This window comes from Acuticoccus sp. MNP-M23 (genome assembly GCF_031195445.1).
Lineage (GTDB): Bacteria > Pseudomonadota > Alphaproteobacteria > Rhizobiales > Amorphaceae > Acuticoccus.
Map to the genome: position 1 here is coordinate 4,373,395 of NZ_CP133480.1, position 24,212 is coordinate 4,397,606.

The following is a 24,212-nucleotide window of genomic DNA, read 5'->3' on the forward strand; positions in this document are numbered from 1 at the left end:
TCAGCGCTCGATCGTGCCGGTGCGGCGGATCTTCCGCTGCAACAGAAGCACGCCGTAAAGCAGCGCCTCTGCCGTGGGCGGGCACCCGGGCACATAAATGTCGACGGGGACGACACGGTCACAGCCGCGCACCACCGAATAGGAATAATGGTAGTAGCCGCCGCCGTTGGCGCACGACCCCATGGAGATGACGTAGCGCGGCTCGGGCATCTGGTCGTAGACCTTGCGCAGCGCGGGGGCCATCTTGTTGGTGAGCGTGCCGGCGACGATCATCACGTCGGACTGGCGCGGGGATGCGCGCGGCGCAAAGCCGAACCGCTCCGCATCATAGCGCGGCATCGACATCTGCATCATCTCGACCGCGCAGCATGCAAGGCCGAACGTCATCCACATGAGCGAGCCGGTGCGCGCCCACTGGATCAGCGCCTCGGACGAGGTGACGAGGAAGCCCTTGTCCTGAAGTTCGTCGTTGACGGAGGCGAAGAACGCGTCGTCCGGCTTGTTGCCGACGGTGTCCAGAGGGCGTTTGGCGCCGCGCTCGTCCAGCAGCGGCTTGTCAGACGTCAATTCCATTCAAGCGCCCCTTTCTTCCACTCGTACACAAAACCGATCGTCAGGATCGACAGGAACATCATCACCGAGCCGAACCCGAACCAGCCGATCGCGTCGAACGACAGGATCCACGGGAACAGGAACGCAACCTCAAGGTCGAAGATGATGAACAGGATCGCGACCAGATAGAACCGGACATCGAACTTCATGCGCGCGTCGTCAAATGCGTTGAAGCCGCACTCGTAGGCCGACAGCTTCTCCGCATCCGGGCTCTTGTAGGCGACCACGAAGGGCACCGCCAGCAGCACCGCGCACAGCACGGTCGCCACCCCGATAAAAATGATGACCGGCAGATAGCTCGCCAGAAGCTGTTCCATGACGTCCCCAAAGTCTGTTGGCGCGACCTGTATCGCATGTAGCGCTGGAGTTGGAATGACTCAAAGGGCGCGGCGTCGCAAGGCACGTTCAGTGCGCTGCACCCAAACGATGCCTCTGTGCCACGCCGGATGCAACGGCGGGGACAGCCTGAAACGCTCTTTTCGGTCATGCTGGCGGCCTTGCGGGCACCGGGCAGGCAGGACACACGCGCGCCAAAAGGGCAGCGATTCGCCGCGCCCCATGTTGTGCGACCGGCGCCGGAGGGGGAATGCTGGGCGCCACCTGCCCCCGACGAAGGCAAAGCCGTGTACGATTCCGAAAAAAGCCCCGGCGGCGACGCCCCTGCCCCGCCGACCGCAGATGCCGGCGGGCCGATGCGCCGCGTCGCCGGCTGGGTCGGTGCGCTTCTGGCCGGGGCCATGGCGCGAATCGTCATTCTCCTTGGTGCCACAATCGTCCTGGCGCGTTTCCTGACGCCAGCCGAATTCGGCCTTGCCAGCCTGATCACCAGCATTGTGGTCCTGCTCACCGTATTTGCCGGCGGCGATGCGTTCGAGGAAGCGCTCGCGCAGCGCAAGGTCTTGCGCAAGATCCACCTTGAGGCCGTGATCGGCGCGTCGTGGCTCTTCACCACCGCAATCATTGCGGTTGCGGCCATTCTGGCCGTCGTTGCCGGACCGCTGTTCGACGAACCGGCCTTCTGGCCCCTCTTTGCCTTCGGCTGCGTCTCCATCTACGCCAACAGCATCACCACCACGGCCACGGCACTGGTGCGCCGGCGCAAGCGATTCCAGGTGATCGCGCGCGGCGAGCTGATCGGGGCGGCACTGGGGGCGGCGGGTGCCATCGGCCTTGCAGCGCTTGGTGCCGGGCCCTGGGCGGTGGTGGCGCTGCGGGTGATCATGGTGAGCGCGGTTGCGGTCAACCTTGCGCTCGCCAGCGGCGTGCTGCTTCTCCCGCGGCTGCGGCTGGCGCCAATCCGGGAACTGGCGCACTTCTCGTCGTTCTCGCTCGGGCAGCGCCTTGCGACCGACGGCTCCTACATGGTGCTCAACTACGCGGTGGCGACGTTTTTCAGCGTCGCGGCGGTGGGCTATTTTTCGATGGCGCTGCGCCTGACCGACCCGATGCGCGGCGTGGCCCGCTCGGTCTCCCACAACATCGCCTTCAGCTTCTTTCGCGCCCGTGTGGAGCAGGCAGACTTTGCCAGGGTCTTTCTCAACACCCTTGCCGTCGTGTCGATGCTCGCCTTTCCGGCCTTCCTGGGAATTGCGGCGGTGGCCGGTCTCTTCATCGAGGTGGTGGTGGGCACCGGGTGGGACGAATCGGTCCCCATCGTGCGGGTGCTCGCCATAGGTTCGGCGCTCATCATCCCGCTCGATCTGGTGGCGACCGCGCTCAATGCCAGAGGCAGCCCCGCGCACCTTTTCACGCAGCGCCTGATGGGACTTGGTGCCATGCTGGTCACGCTGGCGGCAACCGTCGCTGCTGGCCTTTCCGGCCTCGGCGCCGGGCTGGCGCGGGCCGTGGGCGACGTTGCGGAGGCAAGCTACGCGATGCGGGCGCTGTCACGCAGCCTCGGCGTTCGCCCGCTGGCGCCGCTGCGGGCCATGGCACCGCAACTCCTTGCCGCCGTGGTGATGGCAGTGGCCGTGAATGTGCTGGTCGCAGCGATGCTGGGAAGCGCGCCCAAAATTGTGGTGCTTGGCGTCGGCGTCGGCGTGGGGGCGATCATCTATGGCGCGCTGGTGGCGGCACTCTCGTCGCGGGCCCGAGGCTGGGCGCGGCAGGCGCTTGCCGGCCGCTTGCGCAAATGAGCGGACGGGCCGCTGAACGATTTGATTGAAGGAAGGCTTGTGCCTCGGGCACCGACAGGACGATCAGTTTTTTTCGGGCTGAGCAGTCTTGTTTGCGGTGGCGGGAGTGACGGGGCTCGAACCCGCGACCTCCGGCGTGACAGGCCGGCACTCTAACCAACTGAGCTACACCCCCGCAACGGAGCGTCGCCGCTCCGATGGCCGCTGACTAAGCCCAGCCCCCTTTTCTGTCAAGCGGGTTTGGCGCGGATAACGCCATTCTTTTCAGCCGGCAAACTTATCCACAGACGCGGCGCAGCAAGCCGCCTGACAGAAATTGAAACGCTGATCGGCGGCGAAACGAGAAGAAGGCTTGCAGCCGGGGCCGCAAACGGCATAGGGATCGGCCGCGCGCTGCACGGCGGGCGCCGGGCGGTTAGCTCAGCTGGTTAGAGCGGCTGGTTTACACCCAGTAGGTCGGGAGTTCGAATCTCTCACCGCCCACCACGCGCCGGCAACGCCAGCTTCGCACCATGGCGAAGGCGCCGCCCGCCCCGTCTCACGGTGCAGAAGACACCCGCGCCGCGCAGAACTTGAACTCCGGAATCTTTCCCACGGGGTCCAGCTGCGGGTTGGTCAGCACGTTCGCCGGCGCCTCGCCGAAGCAGAACGGGATGAACAGCATTCCCGGCGTCACGTCCCGGTCCGCGCGCAGAACCAGCGAGACAGCGCCCCGCCGGGTTTCCACCCGCACCCGCGCACCGGCCGAAAGATGCTGGATGCCGATATCGCGCGGATGCATCGACACCGTCGCCACCGGCTCCTGCGCCTCCAGCGCGGTGGCGCGCCGGGTCATCGCCCCGGTGTGCCAGTGCTCCAGAAGGCGCCCCGTGGTGAGGATCATGGGATAGGCATCGTCAGGCAGCTCGTCGGGCGGCACGAGATCGGTGGGGACGAGCCGGCCCCGCCCGTCCGCCGTCGGGAAACCATCGCGGAAGATGATTTCGGCGCCCGGCGCATCGTCCGCTGCGGCGGGATAGGTCACCGACCCCTCCGCCTCCACCCGCGCCCACGAAATGTGGTTCAGCGATGGCATGTGGCTCGCCATCTCGGTGTAGACGTCGGACACATGGCCGTATTGCCAGCCAAGGCCCAGCGCGTTGGCGAGCGCAATGATGAGGTCGAGGTCCTGGCGCGCCTCGCCGGGCGGCTCCAGCGCCGCGCGGTTCATCTGCACCTGGCGGTTGGTGTTGGTGGTGGTGCCCCACTTCTCCGCCTGCGCCGAAGCAGGGAAGATCACGTCGGCATGAAAGGCCGTTTCGGTGAGGAAGATGTCCTGCACCACCAGATGGTCGAGCATGGCGAGCGCGGCGCGCGCCCGCGTCTGGTCCGGATCCGACATCGCGGGGTTTTCGCCCATGACGTACATGCCGCGGATGTCGCCCTCGTGGATCGCGTCCATGATCTCCACCACGGTCAGCCCGGAGCGCGGATCGAGGGCGCGGCCCCAGGCGTCCTCGTAGCGGGCGCGCACATCGGCGTCGCTGGCCGACTTGTAGTCGGGGTAGAGCATCGGAACGAGCCCGGCGTCGGATGCGCCCTGAACGTTGTTCTGGCCGCGCAGCGGGTGGAGCCCGGTGCCCGGCCGGCCGATGTGCCCGGTGACCAGTGCCAGCGCGATCAGCGCGCGGGAATTGTCCGTCCCGTGGACATGCTGGCTGATCCCCATGCCCCAGAAGATGATTGCCCGCTCGGCCTGCGCGTAGGTGCGCGCGATTGCGCGGATCTCGGCGGCCGGCACGCCGCACACGGGCGCCATCGCTTCGGGCGAAAATTCCTGCACCTTGGCCGCCAGCGCCTCGTAGCCGTCCACATTGGCCTGAATGTACTGCCGGTCCGTCAGGTTCTCGGCGATGATGGTGTGGAGCATCGCGTTGAGGAGCGCCACGTCCCGCCCCGGCGTGAAGGTGACGGCGTGGGTGGCATGGCGCATCAGCCCCTGCCGCCGGGGGTCGATGACGATGAGCTTGGCGCCGCGCTTGGCCGCGGCCTTGAGGAAGGTTGCGGCCACGGGGTGGTTCTGCTCCGGCCGCGCGCCGATCACCACAATGCAGTCGGACTCGTCGGCTGCGGTGAAGGGCGCCGACACCGCGCCGGAGCCCACCCCCTCCATCAGCGCCGCCACCGACGACGCGTGGCAAAGCCGCGTGCAATGGTCGACATTGTTCGTGCCGAACCCCTGCCGGATCAGCTTCTGGAAGAGATAGGCCTCCTCGTTGGTGCCTTTGGCCGAACCGAAGCCGGCGAGCGCGTGCCCGCCTTGCGCGGCCAGAATGGTCCGGAAGCCGGCGGCTGCGCGCTCGATCGCCTCTTCCCAGCTCGCCTCACGGAAGACGCTGAGCCGGTCGGCGTAGGCAAGGCGCATATCGCCGGCCTTGGGTGCATCGTCGCGCCGGATCAGCGGGCGGGTGAGCCGTTCCGGGCTCATCACGTAGTCGAAGCCGAACCGCCCCTTGACGCACAGGCGGTTGCGGTTGGCAGGCCCGTCGCGCCCGTCCACCTTGGCGATGCGGCCATCCGCCACCGAAATCTCGGTCTGGCAGCCGACGCCGCAGAACGGACAGACCGAGTGGGCAATCTGGTCCGGGTAGACGGTGCGTCTGGTGGCGGTTTCGTCCATCAGGGTGCGTTCCATCAGGGCGCCGGTGGGGCACGCCTGCACGCACTCCCCGCACGCGACGCACGTGGAAACGCCCATCGGGTCCGACAGGTCGAACGCGGGCATCGCCGCCATGCCGCGGCTTGCCATTGCGATCACATCGTTGGACTGCACGTCCTGGCAGGCCCGTTCGCACAGATTGCAGGCGATGCAGGCATCGAGGTTGACGGCGATGGACGGGTGCGAGGCATCGTGAAAGATGCTTTCCACCGGAATGCCCTGCCCCGCGCCCGGACGGCCGGAGGGAAAGCGCGCCGTCTCGCTCATGCCGGCAAGCGCGGCCTGCTGCCAGAACGGCGCCTCCGGGTCAGGCCCCTCGGCCTTTGCCGGCATGTCGGCCGCCAGAAGCTCGAACACCAGCGCGCGGTTCTTTTCCACTCGCGCATTGGCGGTGTGGACATTCATGCCCTCGGTCGGCGTTCGGACGCAGGAGGCGGTCAGCACCCGTTCGCCCTCCACCTCCACCATGCAGGCGCGGCAGTTGCCGTCCGGCACGTAGCCGGGTTCCGGTCGGTGGCAAAGGTGCGGGATTTCCTTGCCGTGGCGCGCGGCGACCGCAAACAGCGTTTCGCCGGGGAGTGCCTCCACCGCTTCGCCGTCGAGCGTGAATGCGATGGTCTTCAGCGCAGGGACAGGCGCGTTCAAAGCACGTCCTCCGGAAAATGACGCAGAAGGTGGGCAACGGAGTTGGACGCTGCCTGCCCCAGGCCGCAGATGGAACTGTCGCGCATCACCACCATCAGCTCCTCGGCAAGGTCGCGGTCGAGATCGCCTGCCTCCAGCATGCGCACCATCTTGTCGGTGCCGGAGCGGCACGGGGTGCACTGGCCGCAGCTTTCGTGCCGGAAAAAGCGCATCAGGTTCACCGCCGCGTCGTGGATGGAGTCCTGGTCGGACAGCACGATGAGCGCATGGCTGCCGACGAAGCCGCCATGCCTTTCAAACGTGCCGAAATCGAGCGGAAGATCGGCCATGGACGCCGGCAGAATGCCGCCCGATGCACCGCCCGGCAGGAAGGCCTTCAGCCTTTGCCCCGGTGCCATGCCGCCGCAATAATCCTCGATCAGCCGGATCACCGGAATGCCGGCAGGGGCGAGCTTCACCCCCGGCTCGGCGACACGGCCGGAGACGGAATAGGAACGCAGGCCGGCGTGGTTCTCGTCCCATCCCTTGGCGGCAAAGGCCTCCGCCCCGTCTGACAGGATGGTCGGCACCCAAAGCAGCGTTTCGATATTGTGATTGAGCGTCGGCCTGCCGAACAGGCCGACTTCGGCAATGTAGGGCGGCCGGTGGCGGGGCAGACCGCGCTTGCCCTCGATGCTCTCGATCATCGCGGATTCTTCGCCGCAGATGTAGGCGCCCGCGCCCCGCCGCAACTCGATGGGCGCATGGCGGGAAAGCCCGGCGGACTGCAACGCCGCAATTTCGCTGCGCAGGATCTGGAGCACCGCCTGATACTCGTCGCGCATGTAAAGATAGATGCGCTCCGCCTCCACCACATGCGCGGCAATGAGCGCGCCCTCCAGCATCCGGTGCGGGTGCCGCTCCAGCCAGTAGCGGTCCTTGAAGGTGCCGGGCTCGCCCTCGTCGCCGTTGATGGTCATCAGACGCGGACCTGGATAGCCGCGCACGAAACCCCACTTCTTGCCAGCCGGGAACCCCGCGCCGCCAAGGCCCCGCAGCTTTGAGTCCGACATGGCGGCGATGGCGTCTTCACGGCTGATTTCGCCGGACAGGACGCGCGCCAGCGTCTGATAGCCGCCGGCATCGCGGTAGGCGGACAGGCTTTCGTAGTCCGGCACGCGGGCGGCGAGCGGGCCGGACGCCACGTTGAACAGCCATTCGGCGCTGGCACGGTCGACCGCGCGGTGGCCCACATGGGCCGCGGGCGCCGTGTCGCAGCGGCCGATGCAGGGCACGGTGACGACGCGAAGCCGCGCAGGGTCGGCGCGCGCCGTGACCGCTTCCGTCAGCGCCGCGGCGCCCGCCATCTGACAGGGCAGCCCGTCGCAGATCCGGATGGTGACGGGCGGCGGGACGTCATCGTCGGCCACGATTTCGAAATGGTGGTAGAAGCTTGCCACCGCATGAACGTCGGCCTGCGACAGCCGAAAGATCTCGGCAAGGGCCGCCAGATGGCGGGCGCGAAGGCATCCGGTGCCGTCCTGGATCAGATGCAGCGCCTCGATCAGAAGGTCACGCCGGATCGGCAACGGGCCGAGCAGCGCGTGCACGTCGGCCAGCGCGGTCTCGTCCACCTGCCGCCCCTTCGGCGTTGCCGGATTGCGCCGGGCGTGCCGCTCTCCGCGACGTCCCTCGACGATGACTTCAGACATCAGAACCGCTTTCCCCAGCTGGAATAATTCGAAGACTGCCCATTTGCGCGGTCCGCGTCGAGAGTGCATTCGCAGCAGGCGGCGCTCTGCGCAAATGCGGCCCGAACAGCCTTGCGGAGGCAGCACGATCCGACACTTCGTCCGCCCTCCATTCTGCTGCTCGCTTGCATCAGATCGGTGAAGTTGTAAGCCTCCGCCCGGAACCGCCTTAACACCGCACGATCAGGGATTATTGCTATGGATTGCCGCGCCGCCGTCGCCTTCGAGGCGAACAAGCCGCTCGAGGTGACAACCGTACAGCTCGAAGGGCCGAGGGAGGGCGAGGTGCTGGTCGAGATGAAGGCCACAGGCATCTGCCACACCGACGAGTTCACCCGCTCCGGCGCCGACCCTGAAGGCATTTTCCCGGCCATTCTGGGCCACGAAGGCGCGGGCGTTGTGGTCGACGTCGGCCCCGGTGTGAAGCATCTGAAAAAGGGCGACCACGTCATTCCGCTCTATACGGCCGAATGCCGCGAGTGCGAATACTGCCTCAACCCCAAGACCAACCTTTGCCAGAAGGTCCGCTCCACGCAGGGCCAAGGCCTGATGCCGGACGGCACCAGCCGCTTTTCCATCAACGGCAAGCCGCTTTACCACTACATGGGCTGCTCCACCTTCTCCAACTACTCGGTGCTGCCCGAAATCAGCCTCGCGAAGATTCGCGAAGACGCGCCGTTCGACAAGGTCTGCTACATCGGCTGCGGCGTGACCACCGGCATTGGCGCGGTGATCTACACCGCCAAATGCGAGATCGGATCCAACGTGGCCGTGTTCGGCCTTGGCGGCATCGGCCTCAACGTCATCCAGGGCGCGAAGATGGCCGGCTGCGACAGGATCATCGGCATCGACCTCAACGAGGACAAGGTGGCGCTGGCCCGGAAGTTCGGCATGACCGACTTCATCAACCCGGACAAGGTGGGCCGCGACAAGGTGGTCCAGGCCATCACCGACCTCACCAACGGCGGCGTGGACTACTCGTTCGAGTGCATCGGCAACGTCCACACCATGCGCCAGGCGCTGGAGTGCTGCCACAAGGGGTGGGGCGAATCGGTCATCATCGGCGTTGCCCCGGCAGGCGCCGAAATTGCCACCCGGCCGTTCCAGCTCGTCACCGGCCGCGTCTGGCGCGGCTCAGCATTCGGCGGCGCCCGCGGACGGACCGATGTGCCCAGGATCGTCGACTGGTACATGGAGGGGAAGATCAACATCGACGATCTCATCACCCACACCATGCCGCTCGACGACATCAACAAGGGCTTCGACCTGATGCACGCCGGCGAATCGATCCGTTCGGTCGTCCTCTACTGACCGGCCGCGCCGGCGCCAGCCGCCGGCGCTCCCCTTCGACAGACTGAAAGCGCTCATGGAAATCATCTCGAAAGTCGCCGCGCACGGCGGACGGCAACTCGTCGTCAAGCACGCGTCACGCGCGACGGACACGGACATGACCTTCGCCGTCTTCCTGCCGCCGCAGGCCGATCGCTCGCCGTGTCCCGTGCTGTGGTACCTGTCCGGCCTCACCTGCACCCACGCCAACGTGATGGAAAAGGGCGAGTACCGGAAGGCTGCCGCCAGGCATGGCATCATCGTGGTCTGCCCCGACACCAGCCCCCGCGGTGAAGGGGTCGCCGATGCGGACGGCTACGACCTTGGCAAGGGCGCCGGCTTTTACGTGGATGCGACCGAGGAGCCCTTCTCGCAGAATTACAACATGAAGACCTACGTGCAGGACGAGCTGCCCGAGGCGATTGCCGACAATTTCCCGGTGGACATGGCGCGCCAGGGCATTTTCGGCCATTCCATGGGCGGGCACGGCGCGCTCACCATTGCGCTGCGCCACCCCCGCCGCTTCCGCTCGGTGTCCGCATTTGCGCCCATTGTGGCGCCCTCGCAGGTGCCGTGGGGACAGAAGGCATTTCCGGCCTATCTGGGCAACGACAAGGCCCAGTGGCGGCGGCACGATGCGGTCGCCCTCATCGAGGACGGCGCCCGCGTCGCGGACATTCTGGTCGACCAGGGCGACGCGGACAATTTTCTGGCCGAGCAGCTCAAGCCGGAGCTTTTGAAAAAGGCCTGCGCCGATGCCAGCATCCCGCTCAAGCTGCGGATGCAGCCCGGCTACGATCACTCCTACTACTTCATCTCCAGCTTCATGGCAGACCACATCGACTGGCATGCCGAGCGGCTGAAGCGCCGCTGATGGCGCCTGCGGCCCGTCAGGCCGGGCCGATCAGGTCCATCACGTTGCCGAACGGGTCGCGAAACTTGGCGACCATGCCGTAGGGCTCGCTGCGCGGCGTTTCCAGAAATTCGACGCCGGCGGCGAGAAGCCACGCGTGGTCGGCGGCAAAATCGTCCGCGTGGAAAAACAGGAAGCAGCGGCCGCCGGTCTGGTCGCCGATGCGGCCTTGCTGGCGCTGATCCGCCGCGCGGGCCAGGAGGATCCCACCGCCTCCGCCGGGGGACACGACCACCCAGCGCTTCATTTCATCTACCTTCTCGTCGCGCACCAGCGCGAGGCCCAGAACGCCGCAGTAAAAGGCGATGCCGGCATCATAATCCGGCACCACCACGGCAACGAGGTCGAGGCGGTTGATGGCCATGGGCGCTCTCAGACCGCCGCGAGGGTCGCGGCCAGTGCGTCGGCAAAGAAGTCGGCCTCGTCGGTCGTGAGGCAGAGCGGCGGGCGGATCTTGAGGGTGTGCCCGGCGGGTCCGGCGGCGCCGATCAGAACGCGGCGTTCGCGCAGGCCGTTGGTGACCCTCGTGGCAAGGTCGCCATCGGGCAAGGCCGGGTCGCCATCGCGGCAAAGGTCCGCGCCGAGGAAGAGCCCCGCACCGCGCACATCGGCCAGCCGCGCATCACCGGCCTGCACGGCCTTCAGCCGCTCCAGCAGATACGCGCCCACCGTACCGGCATGGGCAACGCGCTTCTCCTTCTCGATCACCTCCAGCACCGCAAGACCGGCCGCGGCCGCAGGCGGCGTTGCGGCGAAGGTGTTGAAGTAGCCGATATCCTCGCAAAAGCGGTCCAGCAGCGCGGGCGTGGTCACCATCGCGGCCATCGGGTAGCCGTTGCCCATCGGCTTTCCCATGGTCACGATATCCGGCGAAACCCCGTGCCGCTCAAAGCCCCACATGTTGCCGGTGCGGCCAAAGCCCGGCTGCACCTCGTCGGCAACATAAAGCCCGCCGGCGGCGTGCACTGCCGCCACCGCCGGTGCCAGAAAGCCGGGCGGACCGGGGTAGACGCCATCGCTGGAAAAGATCGAGTCGGCCACGAACCCCGCCAGCGGATAGCCGCGGCGCTTCAGCGTGTTGATGGCCCGCTTCACATGGCGCGCAAAGCCGCCCTCGATGTCGTCGCCATAGTTGCGTGCCGATGGCGCCGGCACGGTTTTCACATGGGCCGGCGGCTTGCCACGCTTCAGCGACGACGGCGAGATCTCGATCACCGCCGACGTGTTGCCGTGATACGCCGTCTCGGTGACGATGAAGCCGGTGCCGCCGGTGTTGGCGGTGGCAACGCGGATCGCAAGGTCGTTGGCTTCGCTGCCCGTGCAGGTCATTGCCACGTTGGAGAGGTGGTCCGGCAGGGTTGCGGTCAGCCGCTCCAGGTAGGTTTCGGTGGTGCGGTGGAGATAGCGCGAGTTGATGTTGAGCGCTGCGATCTGCTTCTGCAGCGCCTTGACCACCCGCGGATGGCCGTGACCGACCGACGGAACGTTGTTGTAGAAGTCCAGGTATTGCGTGCCGTCGGCAGCTTCCAGCCAGGCACCGCGGCCGCCCACCATCTCGATCGGCTGGCGGTAGAACAGCACCGATGCGGCGCCCACATTGGCCAGGCGCCGGGCCAGCAGCCCGTCCGCGTGCGCCCCGGCCTCCCGGCGGTCGAACGCGTTCATGTCCAGGATCTGTCGCGGTTTCGGCGCAATGCGTTTTGCGGTCATCGGGCAAGATACGCTTTTGCAAGGCGCAGCGTGCCGTCGGTGTAGCCGACGCCCAGCTCCTGCGCCGTGGGTGTTTCGGCATGGCTGGCAAGCCAGGCGGTGAGAAGGAGCCGGCGCAGCATCACGAACGTGGGCAGCATCGCCTCCTCCGCAGCGTTGACGGGAGCAACGGTGCGATAGCCTTCAAGCCACGCCGCCTGCCAGGCCGGCAGCGCCGGGTCTTCCTCAAAAAAGGACACCGCGGCGGCAAAATCGTACATGAACCAGCCGAAACCGCAGTCGTCGAAGTCGATCACGCCGATGTGGCCGGTCTCGTCCACCAGAAGGTTGGCAAGGCGAAGATCTGCGTGGATGAGGCCGAAGCGGTCGCGGCCGGTGCCGTATTCCGCCAGAACGTCGCGCAGCACTGTCGTGGTTTCTTCCAGCAGCGCCCGGCCCTCCGCGGTGAGGCCGATGGCGGCCCGCCAGTCGCCCCAATGGGGGAGCGCACCCACCGTCGTGTCAAAATTCCAGACCTTGCGCTCGAACCATTCCGGCGCCTGCCAGCTGCGCGCATGCCCGTGGAGCCGCGCATTGATGGCGCCCAGCTGGCGAAAGCCTGCAACCAGCCCCTCCCCGTGCGCCGGTTCCACGCCGGGCATGAAGGCGAAGGCCACGACGTCCCGCCCCGCGCCGTCCGCGTCGAACCCGGCAATGTGCCCACCGCTGCGGCAGACGAGCGGCGCCGGAATGTCCACCACCCGGTCCGCCCGCAACGCCTCGATCCACGCCAGCTCCGACTCGATCTCGCGCCGCGTATGATAGCCGGGCCGGTGGACGCGCAGGATCACCGGCGCCTGCCCGGCGGCGTCGGCCCGGAATGTGGCATTCTCCGACACGGTGAGGAGGCTGACGTCGGCGTGCTCCGACAGCCCCCATTCGCTGACCAAGGATTGGGCACCACGGCGCAGCTCTTCGATGAATTTGTCCTCGTAAAGCCCCGCCATCTCTGCCTTTTCACTTTCCCGACTGGTTCGTACAAATGCTATCGGCGCCGCATCACCTTCGCAAGAATTTTGCTCTTGCGCTGAAAATTTGCGCAGGACACGATACATTTAACAAATCGCGATCCTCCCGCCGCGAACTCTGCTGCCGGCCGACCCCGGCACTTGCGCAACCTTCCGAAGGAGAATGTCATGTCGCTGACCCGCCGCCGCTTTACACAGGGCGCCGCCGCGCTCGCTGGCATGGGCGCCTTCGCCGGCTCCCGCGCCGCGCTGGCCCAGACGTCCGACCGGCTGAACATCCTGTGCTGGGAAGGGTACAACACCGACGACGTGCTCTCCCCGTTCCGCTCCGCCAACCCCGGCGCAACGGTGCGGGCCGAAAGCGGCACGTCCGACCCCGACATGGTCAACAAGCTGCGCGCCGGCGAGGTGAAGGTGTGGGACCTCATCAACCTCAACCAGCCATGGGCCCGCCAGCGGCTTTACCCCGAAGGCCTGATCAAGCCGCTCGATAAGGCGCGCTTCATGCCCTATTTCGAGAAATACATGACCGGGTTCACCAACCCGCCCTACCCGCTCGCCTTCGCCGACGATGGCGAGCTGATCGGCATGCCGCAGCGCTTCGGCCCGTTCTCCTTCGTGGTCAACACCGACAAGATCAGCCGCGAGATGGCCGAGGACCAGGGCTGGAAGCTGTTCCTCGATCCCGCCATGAAGGACCGCTACGGCGTTCTCACCTATGACAACTGGAACGTCATGCACATGTGCCTGACGGGCGACCAGGACCCGTTCAAGCCCATCGAAGGCGCGGGCCTTGAAACCTTCAAGTCCACCGCCGAAACCATCTTCGGTGGCGCCAAGCTCCTGTCCGACGATCTGGTGGCGATGAACACAGCGCTCATCAACGGCGAGATCGACGCCTACTTCACCGGCGGCACCTACACCGCCTCCCCGGCGCGGCTGGACGGCCTCACCAACATTCGCGGCATCACCCCGAGGTCCGGCCCGCTGGACGGCAAGGGCGGCGTGGTGTGGATCGAGCTGACGTCGGCGGTGAACAACCCCGATCCGTCCACCCTGGCGGAAGACTTCCTGGAGTTCGTCCAGCAGCCCGAAATCTGCAAGGCGGTCGGCTTTGCGGAAGGCACCTACAACCCGGTCTGCCAGATGGGCGACCAGGCCGTGTTCGACCAGTGGGACGCCGACGAGCTGGACGCGATCCAGTGGGACAGCCTTGAGGAGGAGATGGCGAACTCCGTGGAATACCAGGTGGTGGCCTCCTACGACGAACTGTCGAAAATCTACAACGCGGCCAAGCGTGGCTGACACGGGCGCCGCGACCACTGCGCCGTCCGAGCCGGCGGCGCAGACCAACCAGCCGATCCTCACCATCGCCGGGCTCGAAAAGACGTTCGGCACGTTTACCGCGCTGCACAGCGTGGACCTCAAGGTCCGCGAGGGCGAGTTCCTGACCATTGTCGGCCCGTCGGGCAGCGGCAAGTCCACCCTCATCCGCCTGCTGGTGGGGATGGACGAGCCCACCGAGGGCACCATCTGGCTGCGCAACCAGCGGATCGACACCGTGCCCGCCGCCAAGCGGCCCACCTGCATGGTGTTCCAGTCGCTCGCCCTTTTCCCGCACCGCTCGGTGGGCCAGAACATCGAGTTCCCGCTGAAGATCCGCGGCGTCGGCAGCGCCGAGAGAAAGGCGCGCGCGCTGGAACTCCTTGCCCTCCTGCGGCTGCCGTCGGACTATTATGGCAAGCGCATCCAGCAATGCTCCGGCGGCGAGAAGCAGCGCGTGGCACTCGCCCGCGCGCTGGCGTTCGACCCCGAGATCCTGTTCTTCGACGAGCCACTCTCCGCGCTCGACTATCGCCTCAGGAAGACGCTGGAGAAGGAGCTGAAGGACCTTCACGACCGCACGGGCAAGACATTCGTCTACATCACCCACAGCCTCGAAGAGGCGATGGTGATGTCGGACCGGATCGCCATCATGCGCGCCGGCCGCTTCGAGCAGATCGCCACACCGGACGAGATCTATGCCCGGCCCAGAAGCCGCTTCGTTGCCGAATTCATGGGCGAGGTGAACCTCTTCGAGATCCGCGCCACCGAAGCCGGCGTGACCTGTGACGGCGTGACCCTCAATCCGGATGCCGCTGCCCGCCTCGGTCTTGCGCCCGGCGAGAGCGGCGCGCTGGTCGTCCGCCCCGAAACGCTGCACTTCCTCCCGCCCGACGGCGATGCGGACGCCATCATCGAGGGCACGCTCCACACCGAATATGCGCTCGGTTCGCGCCACCAGTACGAGGTAGACCTGCCCGGCGGCGGCAAGCTCACCGCCGAAGTTCTGCGCGAGGACCGGGTGAATGTCGGCCCCGGCGCGCCGGTGCGGCTCGGGTGGGATCTTGCCACCGCCCACATCATTCAGGAGAGCTGAGGTGGAACGACACGACCGCCGCCTTGGCGCCCTTTCGGCAGCACCCGTCGCGGTTCTTCTCGGACTTGGCTTTCTGGCGCCACTTCTTGTGGTGGCGGCGTTCTCGGTCATGCCGCAGGGCGTCTTCTCGCTCGCCAACACGCCGGATTTCTCGTCCTATGCCGAGTTCGTGCGGCAGGGGTACTGGAAGTCGCTCGCATGGTCGCTCGGCATGGCGCTGGCGGCGACACTCATCCTCTTTCTCGTTGCGTGGCCGCTGGCCTACGGCCTGGCAAAAATATTCGGCCGCTTCACGCTGGTCCTGACCATCTTCGTGGTCCTCTCGCTGTTCGTGTCCGAAAACATCCGCTTGTTCGGCTGGGTGCTGACGCTCATGAAAGGCGGCCTCATCGAGGGCCACTGGCGCGCGTGGACCGGCGAGGGCTTCGACGGCCTCCTCTACAACGTGCCGGTCATCGTGTTCGGTCTCGTCTACGTCTATTTCCCGTTCATGCTGTTTCCGCTGGCACAGGGGATCGCCATGGTGCCGGACGATGCGCGCCAGGCCGCCGCCGACCTCGGCGCCTCCCGCTGGACCATCTTGCGCGAGATCGAACTGCCGCTGGCCGCCCCCGGCATTGTCGTGGGGTGCCTCCTCTGTTTCGTTCTCTCCGCGGGCGCCATTGCCGAATCGAAGCTTCTGGGCGGACAGGCGGTCATCGTCATTGGCGACGATATCGAAACCGCGTTCACCTACGGGCAGAACTGGCCGCTGGGGTCGGCGATTGCCGTCGTGCTGATCGTCATCATCGGCGCCTTTGCCCTCTTCGGCATCAGCCGGGTGGATCTTGATGCGGTGATGGGGCGCAAGCGCTGATGAAGCCGTCCCGCGCCACCACCATTGCGCTCTACGTCTACGGTATTGTCGCCATTCTGGTCCTTTACCTGCCGCTGGTGTCGGTCGGGTTCGCGAGCGTTTCCAAGGCGCGCTACCTCACCTTCCCCATCCGCAGATACGCCACCGGCTGGTACGCCGAAGCCATCGAAAGCCCCACGGTGCACGACCTCGTGGCGACCTCGCTCAAGGTCGCGGTGCTGGTCACCATCATCTCCATGCTGGTGGGTTTTTTCGGCGCGCTGGCGTTCGCCCGCTACCACTGGCGCTTCCGCAAGACGTTCCAGCAGTTGATCCTCCTGCCGATCTTTTTTCCGCAGACGGTCCTCGGGCTCGCTCTACTCATGTGGTTCAACGCCATCGGGGTCATCCCCTCATGGCACACGGCGGTGATTGCGCATCTGGTCTGGATCGCGCCCATCGCGACGCTCATCATCGCCATTCGCGCCTACTCCTTCGATGCCGCGCTGGAAGAGGCCGCGCGCGACATGGGCGCCTCCACCTTTGTGACGTTGCGCGAAGTGACGATCCCGCTCCTGATGCCGGGTGTGATCTCGGCCGGGCTGTTCGCCTTCCTGCTGTCGTGGGGCAATTTCCCGCTGTCGCTGTTCACCACGGGTGCCGACTCCACACTGCCCGAATGGCTCTACGCCAAAATGGTATCAGGCTACTCGCCGCTGGTGCCCACCGTCGGGATATTGTCCATCGCCGCTTCGGTGCTGCTGCTCGCCGTCGGGCTGACCGTGCCGTGGATCCTGCGCGCCCTCCGGCGCACCGAACCTGGAGACTGACATGCTGACCCCCATTTCCGGCCGTTCCACCATTGTCACCGGCGCCTCCAAGGGCATCGGCAAGGGAATTGCCGCCGTGTTCGCCAAAGCCGGCGCCAAGGTGATGGTGGTGGGCCGCAACGAGGCGGACGGTCTTGCCACCGTGGAAGCGCTGCGCGCGGCCGGCGGCACCGCCGAGTGGTTTGCCGCCGACGTGACCGACTGGGACGCGGTTCAGGCCATGGTCGCCAGAACCACCGAAGTGTTCGGCGGGGTCGACATCCTGTGCGCCAATGCCGGCGCCTTCCCGCAGACCAAGATCGTCGACATGGACCCCGCCGAGTGGGACGGCGTGATGGCGACCAACCTGAAAAGCACGTTCCTGTGCGTCAAGGCGTGCATTCCGGCATTCGAGAAGGCGGGCAAGGGGCGGGTCGTCGTCACCTCATCCATCACCGGGCCGGTCACGGGCTATCCGGGCTGGGCGCACTATGGCGCCTCCAAGGCAGGCCAGCTCGGCTTCCTGAAGACCGCCGCCATGGAGCTTGCCCGCTACAACACCACCATCAACGCGGTGATGCCGGGCAACATCATCACCGAAGGGTTGGTGGACCTTGGCGAGGACTACATGAAGGCGATGGCCGCCTCCATTCCGCTCAAGCGCCTCGGCGCCGTAGAGGACATCGGCAACGCGGCGCTCTTCTTCGCGTCGGACGAAGCCGGCTACGTCACCGGCCAGCAGATTGTGGTCGATGGCGGGCAGATCCTGCCCGAATCGCTGGATGCCATTGCCGAAATCTGACCGCGCCGGTCATCAGACAAACCGCCTGTCCGCAATGGCAGCGGCGCGCGGGGGGCAACCTTCGCCGTTCGTTGACTTTTGATCCGCGATCTCGAAATCATGCGCGAGCGGCTCGCAACAATTTTGCCCGCGCAACCCCCTTCCAGTGAGGCGAGTGGATTGAACGAACCCGAAGCGGCCCCGTCCGACGCGTTCACGCTTTACGACCTTCGCGTCGAAATCGTGCGCCGCGGCGAGGGCCGGATCTATTGCGGCAAGGAAGGCGACTGGTTCGAGATGCGCGGCGAGATGCTGCATCTGCCGGACGGACAGGGCTTTTCCATCTATTCCCTGTCCGCCGTCCTGCCGCTCATTGCCGCCAAGCAGCGCGAGACCGCCCCCAACGACTGGATGTCCACCGACGCCGAAGTCGCCTGTCCGGACCCGAACTGCCCCGGCCAGCTGCGGATCACCCGCATCGGCAAACGCACATTCAGCCACGCCGACACAACCGCCGTTCCCCTCGGCGCCAAGGACACGAAATGACCGCCATCGAGACCGCATCGCTGCGCCCCGGCTACCAGATCAGCCGCCTCATCAAGGGCGGGTGGCAGCTGGCCACCGGCCACAGCGATGCGGCCAGCGCCAGCGCCACCGCCGAGATGGGCGACTACCTCGACGCCGGCGTGACGGCCTTCGACTGCGCGGACATCTACACCGGCGTGGAAGAGAAGATCGGCGACTTTCGCCGCGACGCCATGGCGAACGGCAACGATGCGCAGCTTGACCGCCTCAAGGTCCACACCAAGTGCGTGCCGGACCTTGGCAAGCTTGCGACCATCACCAAGGCGGACGTGGAAGCAACCATCGACCGCTCGTTGAAGCGGCTGTCCGCCGAACGGCTGGACCTCGTCCAGTTCCACTGGTGGGACACCGACGTGAAGCGGTACGTGGAAGTTGCAAGCTGGCTTTCCGACTTTCAGAAGGCCGGCAAGATCGACCTCCTCGGCACCACCAACTTCAACACGGACTGCATGGACGAGCTGGTTTCCTCCGGCTTCGATGCCGCGGCGATCCAGCTGCAATTCTCCCTTCTGGACCGGCGGCCCACCAAGCGGATGGTGGATTTCTGCGCCGAGCGAAACATCAAGATCCTGTGCTACGGCACGGTGGCGGGCGGCTTCCTGTCGGACAGGTGGCTGGGCGTTGCCGAGCCAGCCGGCCCGCTCGAAAACCGCTCGCTGGTCAAATACCGGCTCATCATTGAAGACATGGGCGGCTGGGACGCGTTTCAGGCATTGCTCGCCACACTGCGCGCCATCGCCGACAGGCACGGGGTGGACATCGCCTCGGTGGCCATGCGGGCGATGCTGGCGGAGCCGCAGGTGGCGGGCATCATCGTCGGCGTGCGCCATGGCGGCCACCTTGGCCGCCATGCTGCCCTGTTCGATCTCGTTCTGGATGCCGAAGACCACGCAAAAATCGACGCAGCGCTTGCCGAAGCGACGCCGTTGGAGGGCGACGTCTTCGATCTGGAGCGCGACAAGACCGGGCGCCACGGCTCGATCATGAAGTACAATCTCAACGCCGCCTGACGGTGGCGGGCGCGGCGGTCAAAGCTCGCCGCGCAGGTGCCACAGCTCGGGAAACAGCTCCACTTCCAGCATCTTGCGCAGATATTTGACGCCGCTGGTCCCGCCGGTGCCGCGCTTGAAGCCGATGATCCGCTCCACCGTGGTCACGTGGTTGAACCGCCAGCGGCGGAAATAGTCCTCAAGGTCCACAAGCTTCTCGGCCAGCTCATACAGCGTCCAATGGCGGCCGGTATCCCGGTAGACCATGCGCCACGCCCGCTGGACTTCGGCGTTCGGCTGATGCGGGCCTTCCAGCGCGAACACATCCGCGTCAAACTCAATCCCGGTTTCAGCGGACAGAAGGCGCAGCGCGGCGTGGTAGAGCGAAGGGCGGGCAAGCTCGGCGGAGAGCTTCTGGTGGATCTCGCTCCGGTGGTCGTGGACCTTCATCATCGCCGTGTTGCGGTTGCCGAGCATGAACTCGATCATCCGGTACTGGTAGGACTGGAAGCCGGACGAGGCGCCAAGGTCATCGCGGAACGTGGTGTAGTCGCTCGGCGTCATGGTGCGCAGAACGTCCCAGCTGTTGTTCAGCTGCTCGAAGATGCGCGCAACGCGGCTCAGCATCTTGAACGCCGGTGCACAGTGGCCGGCTTCGAACTCGGCCCGCGCGGCACCGACCTCGTGCAGCACCAGCCGCATCCACAGCTCGCTGGTCTGGTGCTGGATGATGAACAGAAGCTCGTCATGCGCGTGGGACAGCGGGTGCTGGGCGCGTAGAATGTGGTCAAGGTCCAGATAATCACCGTAGCTCATATCGTCCTTGAAGGACATCTTGGCGCCTTCGGAGCCGGGGTCGTAGCCCTTGGCCATGGTCTTTGTCCTCAGTCGACGAGTGCGCGGGTGAGCGGACTGTCCGGATCTGCAAGCTGGGTAACGACGGTGAAGTGATTCTTCCCCTCGTCATAGCGCTGCGGTAGCGGGCGGCCCCCCGGCCGCCAGGCTTCGCTCATCAGGCGGGTCTGACGCAGAAACTCGGGCCGCTCGTTGGCGCCCACCCAAAGCAGGATCGGGATTTCGCCTCTGCGCTCCAGACGTGCCGGACTTTCGGCGGCGGCCTCTTCGGCGGTCAGGCGCAGCTTGTCGTTCATTTTAATGGCGAGGAGCGGGGTCAGGTCGAAGACGCCGCTCAGCGGAATGATCCGCTCGATGCGGGCGCTGACATCGGCGTCCAGCGGGACATCGGTGCACGCCATGCGCGCCACCAGATGGCCGCCGGCCGAATGCCCGATCAGCCGCACCGGCCCGGCCACGGCGCCTGCGGCACAGTTGATGGCGGCCGCCACCTCGCGTGTGATCTCTGCAATGCGGGCCTCTGGTGCCAGCGTGTAACCGGGAATGGCGACCGCCCAGCCAGCCGCCAGCGCGCCTTGCGCAAGATGCGACCAGTATGAGCGGTGGAGCGAATGCCAGTAGCCGCCATGAACGAAGACGACGAGGCCGCGCGCCTCCCCTTCGGGGCGGAAGAGATCGAGCTGATTGCGCTCTTTCGTGCCGTAGGTCAGCGTTTCAAACGTGCCGTCCGGGCGCGCGCCGCGAAACGAAGCGGCAATTTCGGCCCAGGCGTCCGGATCACGCTCCTCCTGCGGAACGTGGACCGAATTCACGAAGGCATCGTCCCAGTCAATCATCGTCAAATGTCCTCGAAGAAGAATGCGGCATGGAAGGCCATGCGGCCATTATGCCGCAAGCGGCTGGAGGCCCGCACCGTCGCGGCACACGCGGCAGGCGCAACATCAGGCTAGGCGCCGCTCCGGCCTATTTCAACCATCAACATTTTAGCTCTAAACTAGTTTGATTCTTCCGGCATCGGCAGTCCCCGTGCCGCCGCAGACCTGCAAACCGGGTGATCAGGTTGACGGCCGCAGCCCGGCCCGGCACGGATCTGCCGCAAACTGTGTCGGGCGGGGTGCGAACCGAATGCAGCCGCCCCCATTTATACCCGGTGAGATGACGAACATCGCAAAGGACGAGCGGCCCACCGTGACGCGAAGCAAGCCCAGACGCGCAGTGCACCAGCCTCACGCGTGCCCCATGTGCAAAGGTGCATGCCGATGACCGGCATGATCGACTGGCTGACCGACCAGCTGGCCACCAATCCCTTGAGCGTCGCGTTGATCGTCGGCCTTCTGTCCATGGCAGAGGCGGTGATTATCGTTGGCACCTTCGTGCCCGGCGTGACCATTGTGCTGGCCATTGCCGCGGCGGCCGGTGCCGCGGGCGAAGGTCTGTGGCCGGTGTTTCTCGCCGTCGCCATCGGCACCATCTCGGGCGATCTCATCTCCTACTGGGTGGGCCGCCGCTACGGCATGAAGATCGCCGGATGGGGCCCGCTTGCCCGCCGCCCTCACGTTTTTGCAAAGTCCGAAGCATTCTTTGAAAAGCGCGGGTTCATGAGCGTCGCGATCGCCCGCTTCCTGCCGGCGGTGCGTACGCTCGTGCCCACCTTCGCCGGCATCGCGAAAATGTCGCCGGTGACATTCACGGTCGCCAACGGGCTGTCCGGCATCGTGTGGGCGGCGCTCCATGTGTTCGGCGTCGGGCTTGCCGCCAGTGCGCTGGCCGAAATCGGCGGCCGTCTGGCAGCGGTGATGATCGGCGCGCTGATCGTGCTGGGCATCGCAATCTGGCTGGCGCGGATTGCAACGATCTTCTCCATCGGCGTCATCCGGCGGGTGCGCAACAAGGTGCACCGCTGGGCCTCGCGGCGCAGCGATCGCGCGTCGCGTGTCCTGGCGCGAACCCTGTCGCCGGAAGACACGTCCGGTCTTCTCATCATCTTCTGGACCTCGCTTCTGATCGCGGGCGTCGTCGCATTCGCCGGCCTTCTGGAAGCGGTGTGGTCGGGCAAGAACATCATCACCATCGACCTCGCGTTCAGCCGGTTCGTGCAATCCCTGCGCACGCCGTCACTGGACGATGCGATGGTGATCATCACCAGCTTCGGCGATGCCATTGTGCTCGCCTCCGTGGTCATCGCCATCATCGGCTTCCTGCTCTTTTACCGGCACTTCTGGATTGCGGGCACGTTTGTGCTCGGCATCCTGTCACCGCTCCTGTTCGTGCCGCTGGTGAAGGGGATGCTTGCAAGGGCGCGCCCCCTCACCGACCTTTATGACGGCGTCGACAGCTTCAGCTTCCCAAGCGGGCACACCACCAACTCGGCGGTGGTCCTCGGCCTTCTGGCAGTCTTGCTGGCGGGGTCGGTGCGCGGGCGGATGCGCTGGGTGATGGCGACGCTCCTCCTGATGCCGGTCCTCCTGATCGCCTTCTCGCGGATCTACCTGCAGGCGCACTGGCCGTCCGATGTGGTGGCCGGCCTGGCGTTTGCCGCCGCCGTCACTGCAGGCTTCGCCCTCTCGCTCAGCGTCCTGCCGGACCACGAGGTCCGCCCCTGGCGCCTCGGGGCCGTGGTTCTGGCCACCTTCGCAGTGGTGGGTGGCCTCAACATCGGCACCGGCTTTGAGGCGGACAAGGCGGCCTACGCGCCCCACACCCTCACCGAACAGCTGACCCTGGCCCAATGGGAGCAGCAGGGCTGGCAGGTGATCGGCCCCGGACGGATCGACTTTGAGGGTGACGTTGAATCGCCCTTCCACGCCCAGTGGCTGGGCGACCGCACAGCGCTCGATGCCGCGCTTCTGGCCGATGGCTGGCGGAAAGCTGAGCCGTGGGATCTGACCGCCGTCACCGCCCTCTTCCGCGGGCGAAGTTCGCTCGACGAACTGCCGCCGGTGCCGCGCCTTCATCTCGGCCGCCTGCCGGTGGAGACCTTCGTGAAGGACGGCGACGCGGACCGGCGGCTCGTGTTCCGCCTCTGGCCGTCGCGCTACAACGTCGGGGGCAAATCGCTGAGCGTTGGGGCGCTGGAGGCGGAAGTGCTGGAACACTCGTTCGGCATGACCACGTTTCTGGACGATCGGCGCGCGACGCCCGACGAGGTGAGCGCAATCATCGCCACCGTGATGGACGGCGCCGAATCAGGCGGTGACGCGGCGATCGTGCGCATGGGACGCTCCGACGCCGCCGCCGACGACTGAGCGGCCGCCGCGCCCCTGTGGATTGGCCCGCACCTGTGCAGCGGGCCATAGTGCACCACTGAGTGCGTGCCGTGCCGGCAGGAGAACCCCATGAAGAGCGATATCGACCTTGCACGCCCGGCAGAGGTCGTGGTGCGGCAGGATGCGATCGTTGCGCTGACCCGCGAAAACGGCCGCGTGACGGTGGACGAGCTGTCCGCCCATTTCGACGTGACGCCCCAGACGATCCGGCGCGACCTCAACGAGCTTGCCGCCCGCCGCGTCCTCCAGCGCGTCCACGGCGGCGCGGTGTTTGCCACCGGCGTTGCAAACCTCGAATATGAAAAGCGCAGGCAGCTGGCCGCCACCGAGAAGGCCGCCATCGGCGAAGCGGCCGCCAGCCTCATCCCCGAGGGGGCGTCCCTGTTCATCAACATCGGCTCCACCACCGAGGCCGTGGCAGATGCCCTTCAGTCCCGCCGTGCGCTGATGGTGATCACCAACAACATCAATGTCGCCAACCGCCTGCGCCTCCAGCCGCAGATTGAGGTGGTGATTGCGGGTGGCGTGGTGCGCGGCTCGGACGGCGGCATTGTCGGCGAAGCGGCGAGCGATTTCATCCGCCAGTTCAAGGTGGACTACGCCGTCATCGGCACCTCGGCGATCGATGCCGATGGCGCCCTTCTCGACTATGATTTTCGCGAAGTGCGCGTGGCGCAGGCGATCATCGAAAATGCGCGCCATGTGATCCTGGTGGCCGACGCCACCAAGTTCGACCGGACCGCGCCCGTGCGAATCGCTCACCTTTCGCAGGTCCACACCTTCGTCACCGACCATTGCACACCGGCGTTTCGCTCTGTTTGCAGCGAAAACGAGGTGCGCTTGATCGAGACGGGATAAGGCTATTTTTGCCGCACGATTTTCGTTTGACATTCG

At 66.1% G+C, this 24,212-nt stretch carries 21 protein-coding genes and 2 tRNA genes; 13 read left to right on the forward strand and 10 right to left on the reverse strand.

Annotated elements, in window-relative coordinates:
- Nucleotides 1–573 carry an NADH-quinone oxidoreductase subunit B family protein gene (locus RDV64_RS20135; protein WP_309196746.1) on the reverse strand — a complete coding sequence of 191 codons (573 nt, stop codon included), beginning with the start codon at nucleotides 571–573 and terminating at the stop codon, nucleotides 1–3.
- Entirely contained in the window at nucleotides 564–929 is a 366-nt protein-coding gene (locus tag RDV64_RS20140) for an NADH-quinone oxidoreductase subunit A (protein ID WP_309196747.1), read from the reverse strand. Before RDV64_RS20140 ends, RDV64_RS20135 begins: the two co-directional genes overlap by 10 nt.
- A 306-nt stretch (nucleotides 930–1,235) precedes the next feature.
- Between RDV64_RS20140 and RDV64_RS20145 the strand changes: the two genes are divergently transcribed.
- The gene (locus tag RDV64_RS20145) at nucleotides 1,236–2,747 is read left to right on the forward strand and encodes an oligosaccharide flippase family protein (RefSeq protein WP_309196748.1); all 1,512 of its coding nucleotides are present in this window, start codon (nucleotides 1,236–1,238) and stop codon (nucleotides 2,745–2,747) included.
- Nucleotides 2,748–2,845: 98 nt separating this feature from the next.
- Here RDV64_RS20145 and RDV64_RS20150 read toward each other — a convergent pair.
- A tRNA-Asp gene (locus tag RDV64_RS20150) sits at nucleotides 2,846–2,922 on the reverse strand.
- A 234-nt stretch (nucleotides 2,923–3,156) separates the two neighbouring features.
- Here RDV64_RS20150 and RDV64_RS20155 point away from each other — a divergent pair.
- Nucleotides 3,157–3,233, forward strand: a tRNA-Val gene (locus RDV64_RS20155).
- A gap of 52 nt (nucleotides 3,234–3,285) precedes the next feature.
- Here RDV64_RS20155 and fdhF read toward each other — a convergent pair.
- Together fdhF and RDV64_RS20165 are read right to left on the reverse strand one after the other, a co-directional pair.
- Entirely contained in the window at nucleotides 3,286–6,090 is a 2,805-nt protein-coding gene (gene fdhF, locus RDV64_RS20160; RefSeq protein ID WP_309196749.1) for a formate dehydrogenase subunit alpha, read from the reverse strand.
- A complete protein-coding gene (locus tag RDV64_RS20165; protein ID WP_309196750.1) occupies nucleotides 6,087–7,781 on the reverse strand; it encodes an NADH-ubiquinone oxidoreductase-F iron-sulfur binding region domain-containing protein in 1,695 nt (564 codons plus the stop codon). Before RDV64_RS20165 ends, fdhF begins: the two co-directional genes overlap by 4 nt.
- Before the next feature lie 237 nt (nucleotides 7,782–8,018).
- Between RDV64_RS20165 and RDV64_RS20170 the strand changes: the two genes are divergently transcribed.
- Both RDV64_RS20170 and fghA read left to right on the forward strand, forming a co-directional pair.
- Nucleotides 8,019–9,131: an S-(hydroxymethyl)glutathione dehydrogenase/class III alcohol dehydrogenase gene (locus RDV64_RS20170; protein WP_309196751.1), complete on the forward strand. Its 1,113-nt coding sequence runs from the start codon at nucleotides 8,019–8,021 to the stop codon at nucleotides 9,129–9,131.
- A gap of 55 nt (nucleotides 9,132–9,186) precedes the next feature.
- Nucleotides 9,187–10,023: an S-formylglutathione hydrolase gene (gene fghA, locus RDV64_RS20175; protein WP_309196752.1), complete on the forward strand. Its 837-nt coding sequence runs from the start codon at nucleotides 9,187–9,189 to the stop codon at nucleotides 10,021–10,023.
- A 16-nt stretch (nucleotides 10,024–10,039) separates the two neighbouring features.
- Here fghA and RDV64_RS20180 read toward each other — a convergent pair whose 3' ends face one another.
- From RDV64_RS20180 to RDV64_RS20190, 3 genes are read right to left on the reverse strand one after another with little or no spacing between them, the layout of a single operon-like run.
- A complete protein-coding gene (locus RDV64_RS20180) occupies nucleotides 10,040–10,426 on the reverse strand; it encodes a VOC family protein (RefSeq protein WP_309196753.1) in 387 nt (128 codons plus the stop codon).
- 8 nt (nucleotides 10,427–10,434) lie between these two features.
- Nucleotides 10,435–11,727, reverse strand: coding sequence for an aminotransferase class III-fold pyridoxal phosphate-dependent enzyme (locus RDV64_RS20185; protein WP_309196754.1), 1,293 nt, complete (start codon nucleotides 11,725–11,727; stop codon nucleotides 10,435–10,437).
- A 41-nt stretch (nucleotides 11,728–11,768) separates the two neighbouring features.
- On the reverse strand, nucleotides 11,769–12,758 hold the full coding sequence (locus tag RDV64_RS20190) for a phosphotransferase (protein WP_309196755.1): 990 nt from the start codon (nucleotides 12,756–12,758) through the stop codon (nucleotides 11,769–11,771).
- A gap of 189 nt (nucleotides 12,759–12,947) precedes the next feature.
- Between RDV64_RS20190 and RDV64_RS20195 the strand changes: the two genes are divergently transcribed.
- From RDV64_RS20195 to RDV64_RS20225, 7 genes are all read left to right on the forward strand, one after another.
- The gene (locus tag RDV64_RS20195) at nucleotides 12,948–14,084 is read left to right on the forward strand and encodes a PotD/PotF family extracellular solute-binding protein (protein ID WP_309196756.1); all 1,137 of its coding nucleotides are present in this window, start codon (nucleotides 12,948–12,950) and stop codon (nucleotides 14,082–14,084) included.
- Nucleotides 14,077–15,198: an ABC transporter ATP-binding protein gene (locus RDV64_RS20200; protein ID WP_309196757.1), complete on the forward strand. Its 1,122-nt coding sequence runs from the start codon at nucleotides 14,077–14,079 to the stop codon at nucleotides 15,196–15,198. The genes RDV64_RS20195 and RDV64_RS20200 overlap by 8 nt, the downstream gene beginning before the upstream one ends.
- Before the next feature lies 1 nt (nucleotide 15,199).
- Entirely contained in the window at nucleotides 15,200–16,054 is an 855-nt protein-coding gene (locus RDV64_RS20205; RefSeq protein WP_309196758.1) for an ABC transporter permease, read from the forward strand.
- Nucleotides 16,054–16,863: an ABC transporter permease gene (locus tag RDV64_RS20210; RefSeq protein WP_309196759.1), complete on the forward strand. Its 810-nt coding sequence runs from the start codon at nucleotides 16,054–16,056 to the stop codon at nucleotides 16,861–16,863. The genes RDV64_RS20205 and RDV64_RS20210 overlap by 1 nt, the downstream gene beginning before the upstream one ends.
- A gap of 1 nt (nucleotide 16,864) precedes the next feature.
- Nucleotides 16,865–17,644 carry a 3-oxoacyl-ACP reductase FabG gene (gene fabG, locus RDV64_RS20215; protein WP_309196760.1) on the forward strand — a complete coding sequence of 260 codons (780 nt, stop codon included), beginning with the start codon at nucleotides 16,865–16,867 and terminating at the stop codon, nucleotides 17,642–17,644.
- Between the two features lie 159 nt (nucleotides 17,645–17,803).
- Complete coding sequence (locus tag RDV64_RS20220; RefSeq protein ID WP_309196761.1) at nucleotides 17,804–18,169, forward strand: TIGR04076 family protein; 366 nt, start codon at nucleotides 17,804–17,806, stop codon at nucleotides 18,167–18,169.
- Nucleotides 18,166–19,218 carry an aldo/keto reductase gene (locus RDV64_RS20225; protein WP_309196762.1) on the forward strand — a complete coding sequence of 351 codons (1,053 nt, stop codon included), beginning with the start codon at nucleotides 18,166–18,168 and terminating at the stop codon, nucleotides 19,216–19,218. The genes RDV64_RS20220 and RDV64_RS20225 overlap by 4 nt, the downstream gene beginning before the upstream one ends.
- A gap of 18 nt (nucleotides 19,219–19,236) precedes the next feature.
- Here the strand turns inward: RDV64_RS20225 and kynA are convergent, their stop codons facing one another.
- Both kynA and RDV64_RS20235 read right to left on the reverse strand, forming a co-directional pair.
- Nucleotides 19,237–20,070 (reverse strand): tryptophan 2,3-dioxygenase, encoded by an 834-nt coding sequence (gene kynA, locus RDV64_RS20230; RefSeq protein ID WP_309196763.1) that lies wholly within the window; start codon nucleotides 20,068–20,070, stop codon nucleotides 19,237–19,239.
- Between the two features lie 11 nt (nucleotides 20,071–20,081).
- Entirely contained in the window at nucleotides 20,082–20,888 is an 807-nt protein-coding gene (locus RDV64_RS20235) for an alpha/beta hydrolase (RefSeq protein ID WP_309196764.1), read from the reverse strand.
- 423 nt (nucleotides 20,889–21,311) lie between these two features.
- On the opposite strand from RDV64_RS20235, the gene RDV64_RS20240 reads away from it, so the two are divergent.
- Both RDV64_RS20240 and RDV64_RS20245 read left to right on the forward strand, forming a co-directional pair.
- A complete protein-coding gene (locus RDV64_RS20240) occupies nucleotides 21,312–23,297 on the forward strand; it encodes a VTT domain-containing protein (protein WP_309196765.1) in 1,986 nt (661 codons plus the stop codon).
- A gap of 90 nt (nucleotides 23,298–23,387) precedes the next feature.
- A complete protein-coding gene (locus RDV64_RS20245; RefSeq protein ID WP_309196766.1) occupies nucleotides 23,388–24,176 on the forward strand; it encodes a DeoR/GlpR family DNA-binding transcription regulator in 789 nt (262 codons plus the stop codon).
- Nucleotides 24,177–24,212 lie beyond the last annotated feature (36 nt).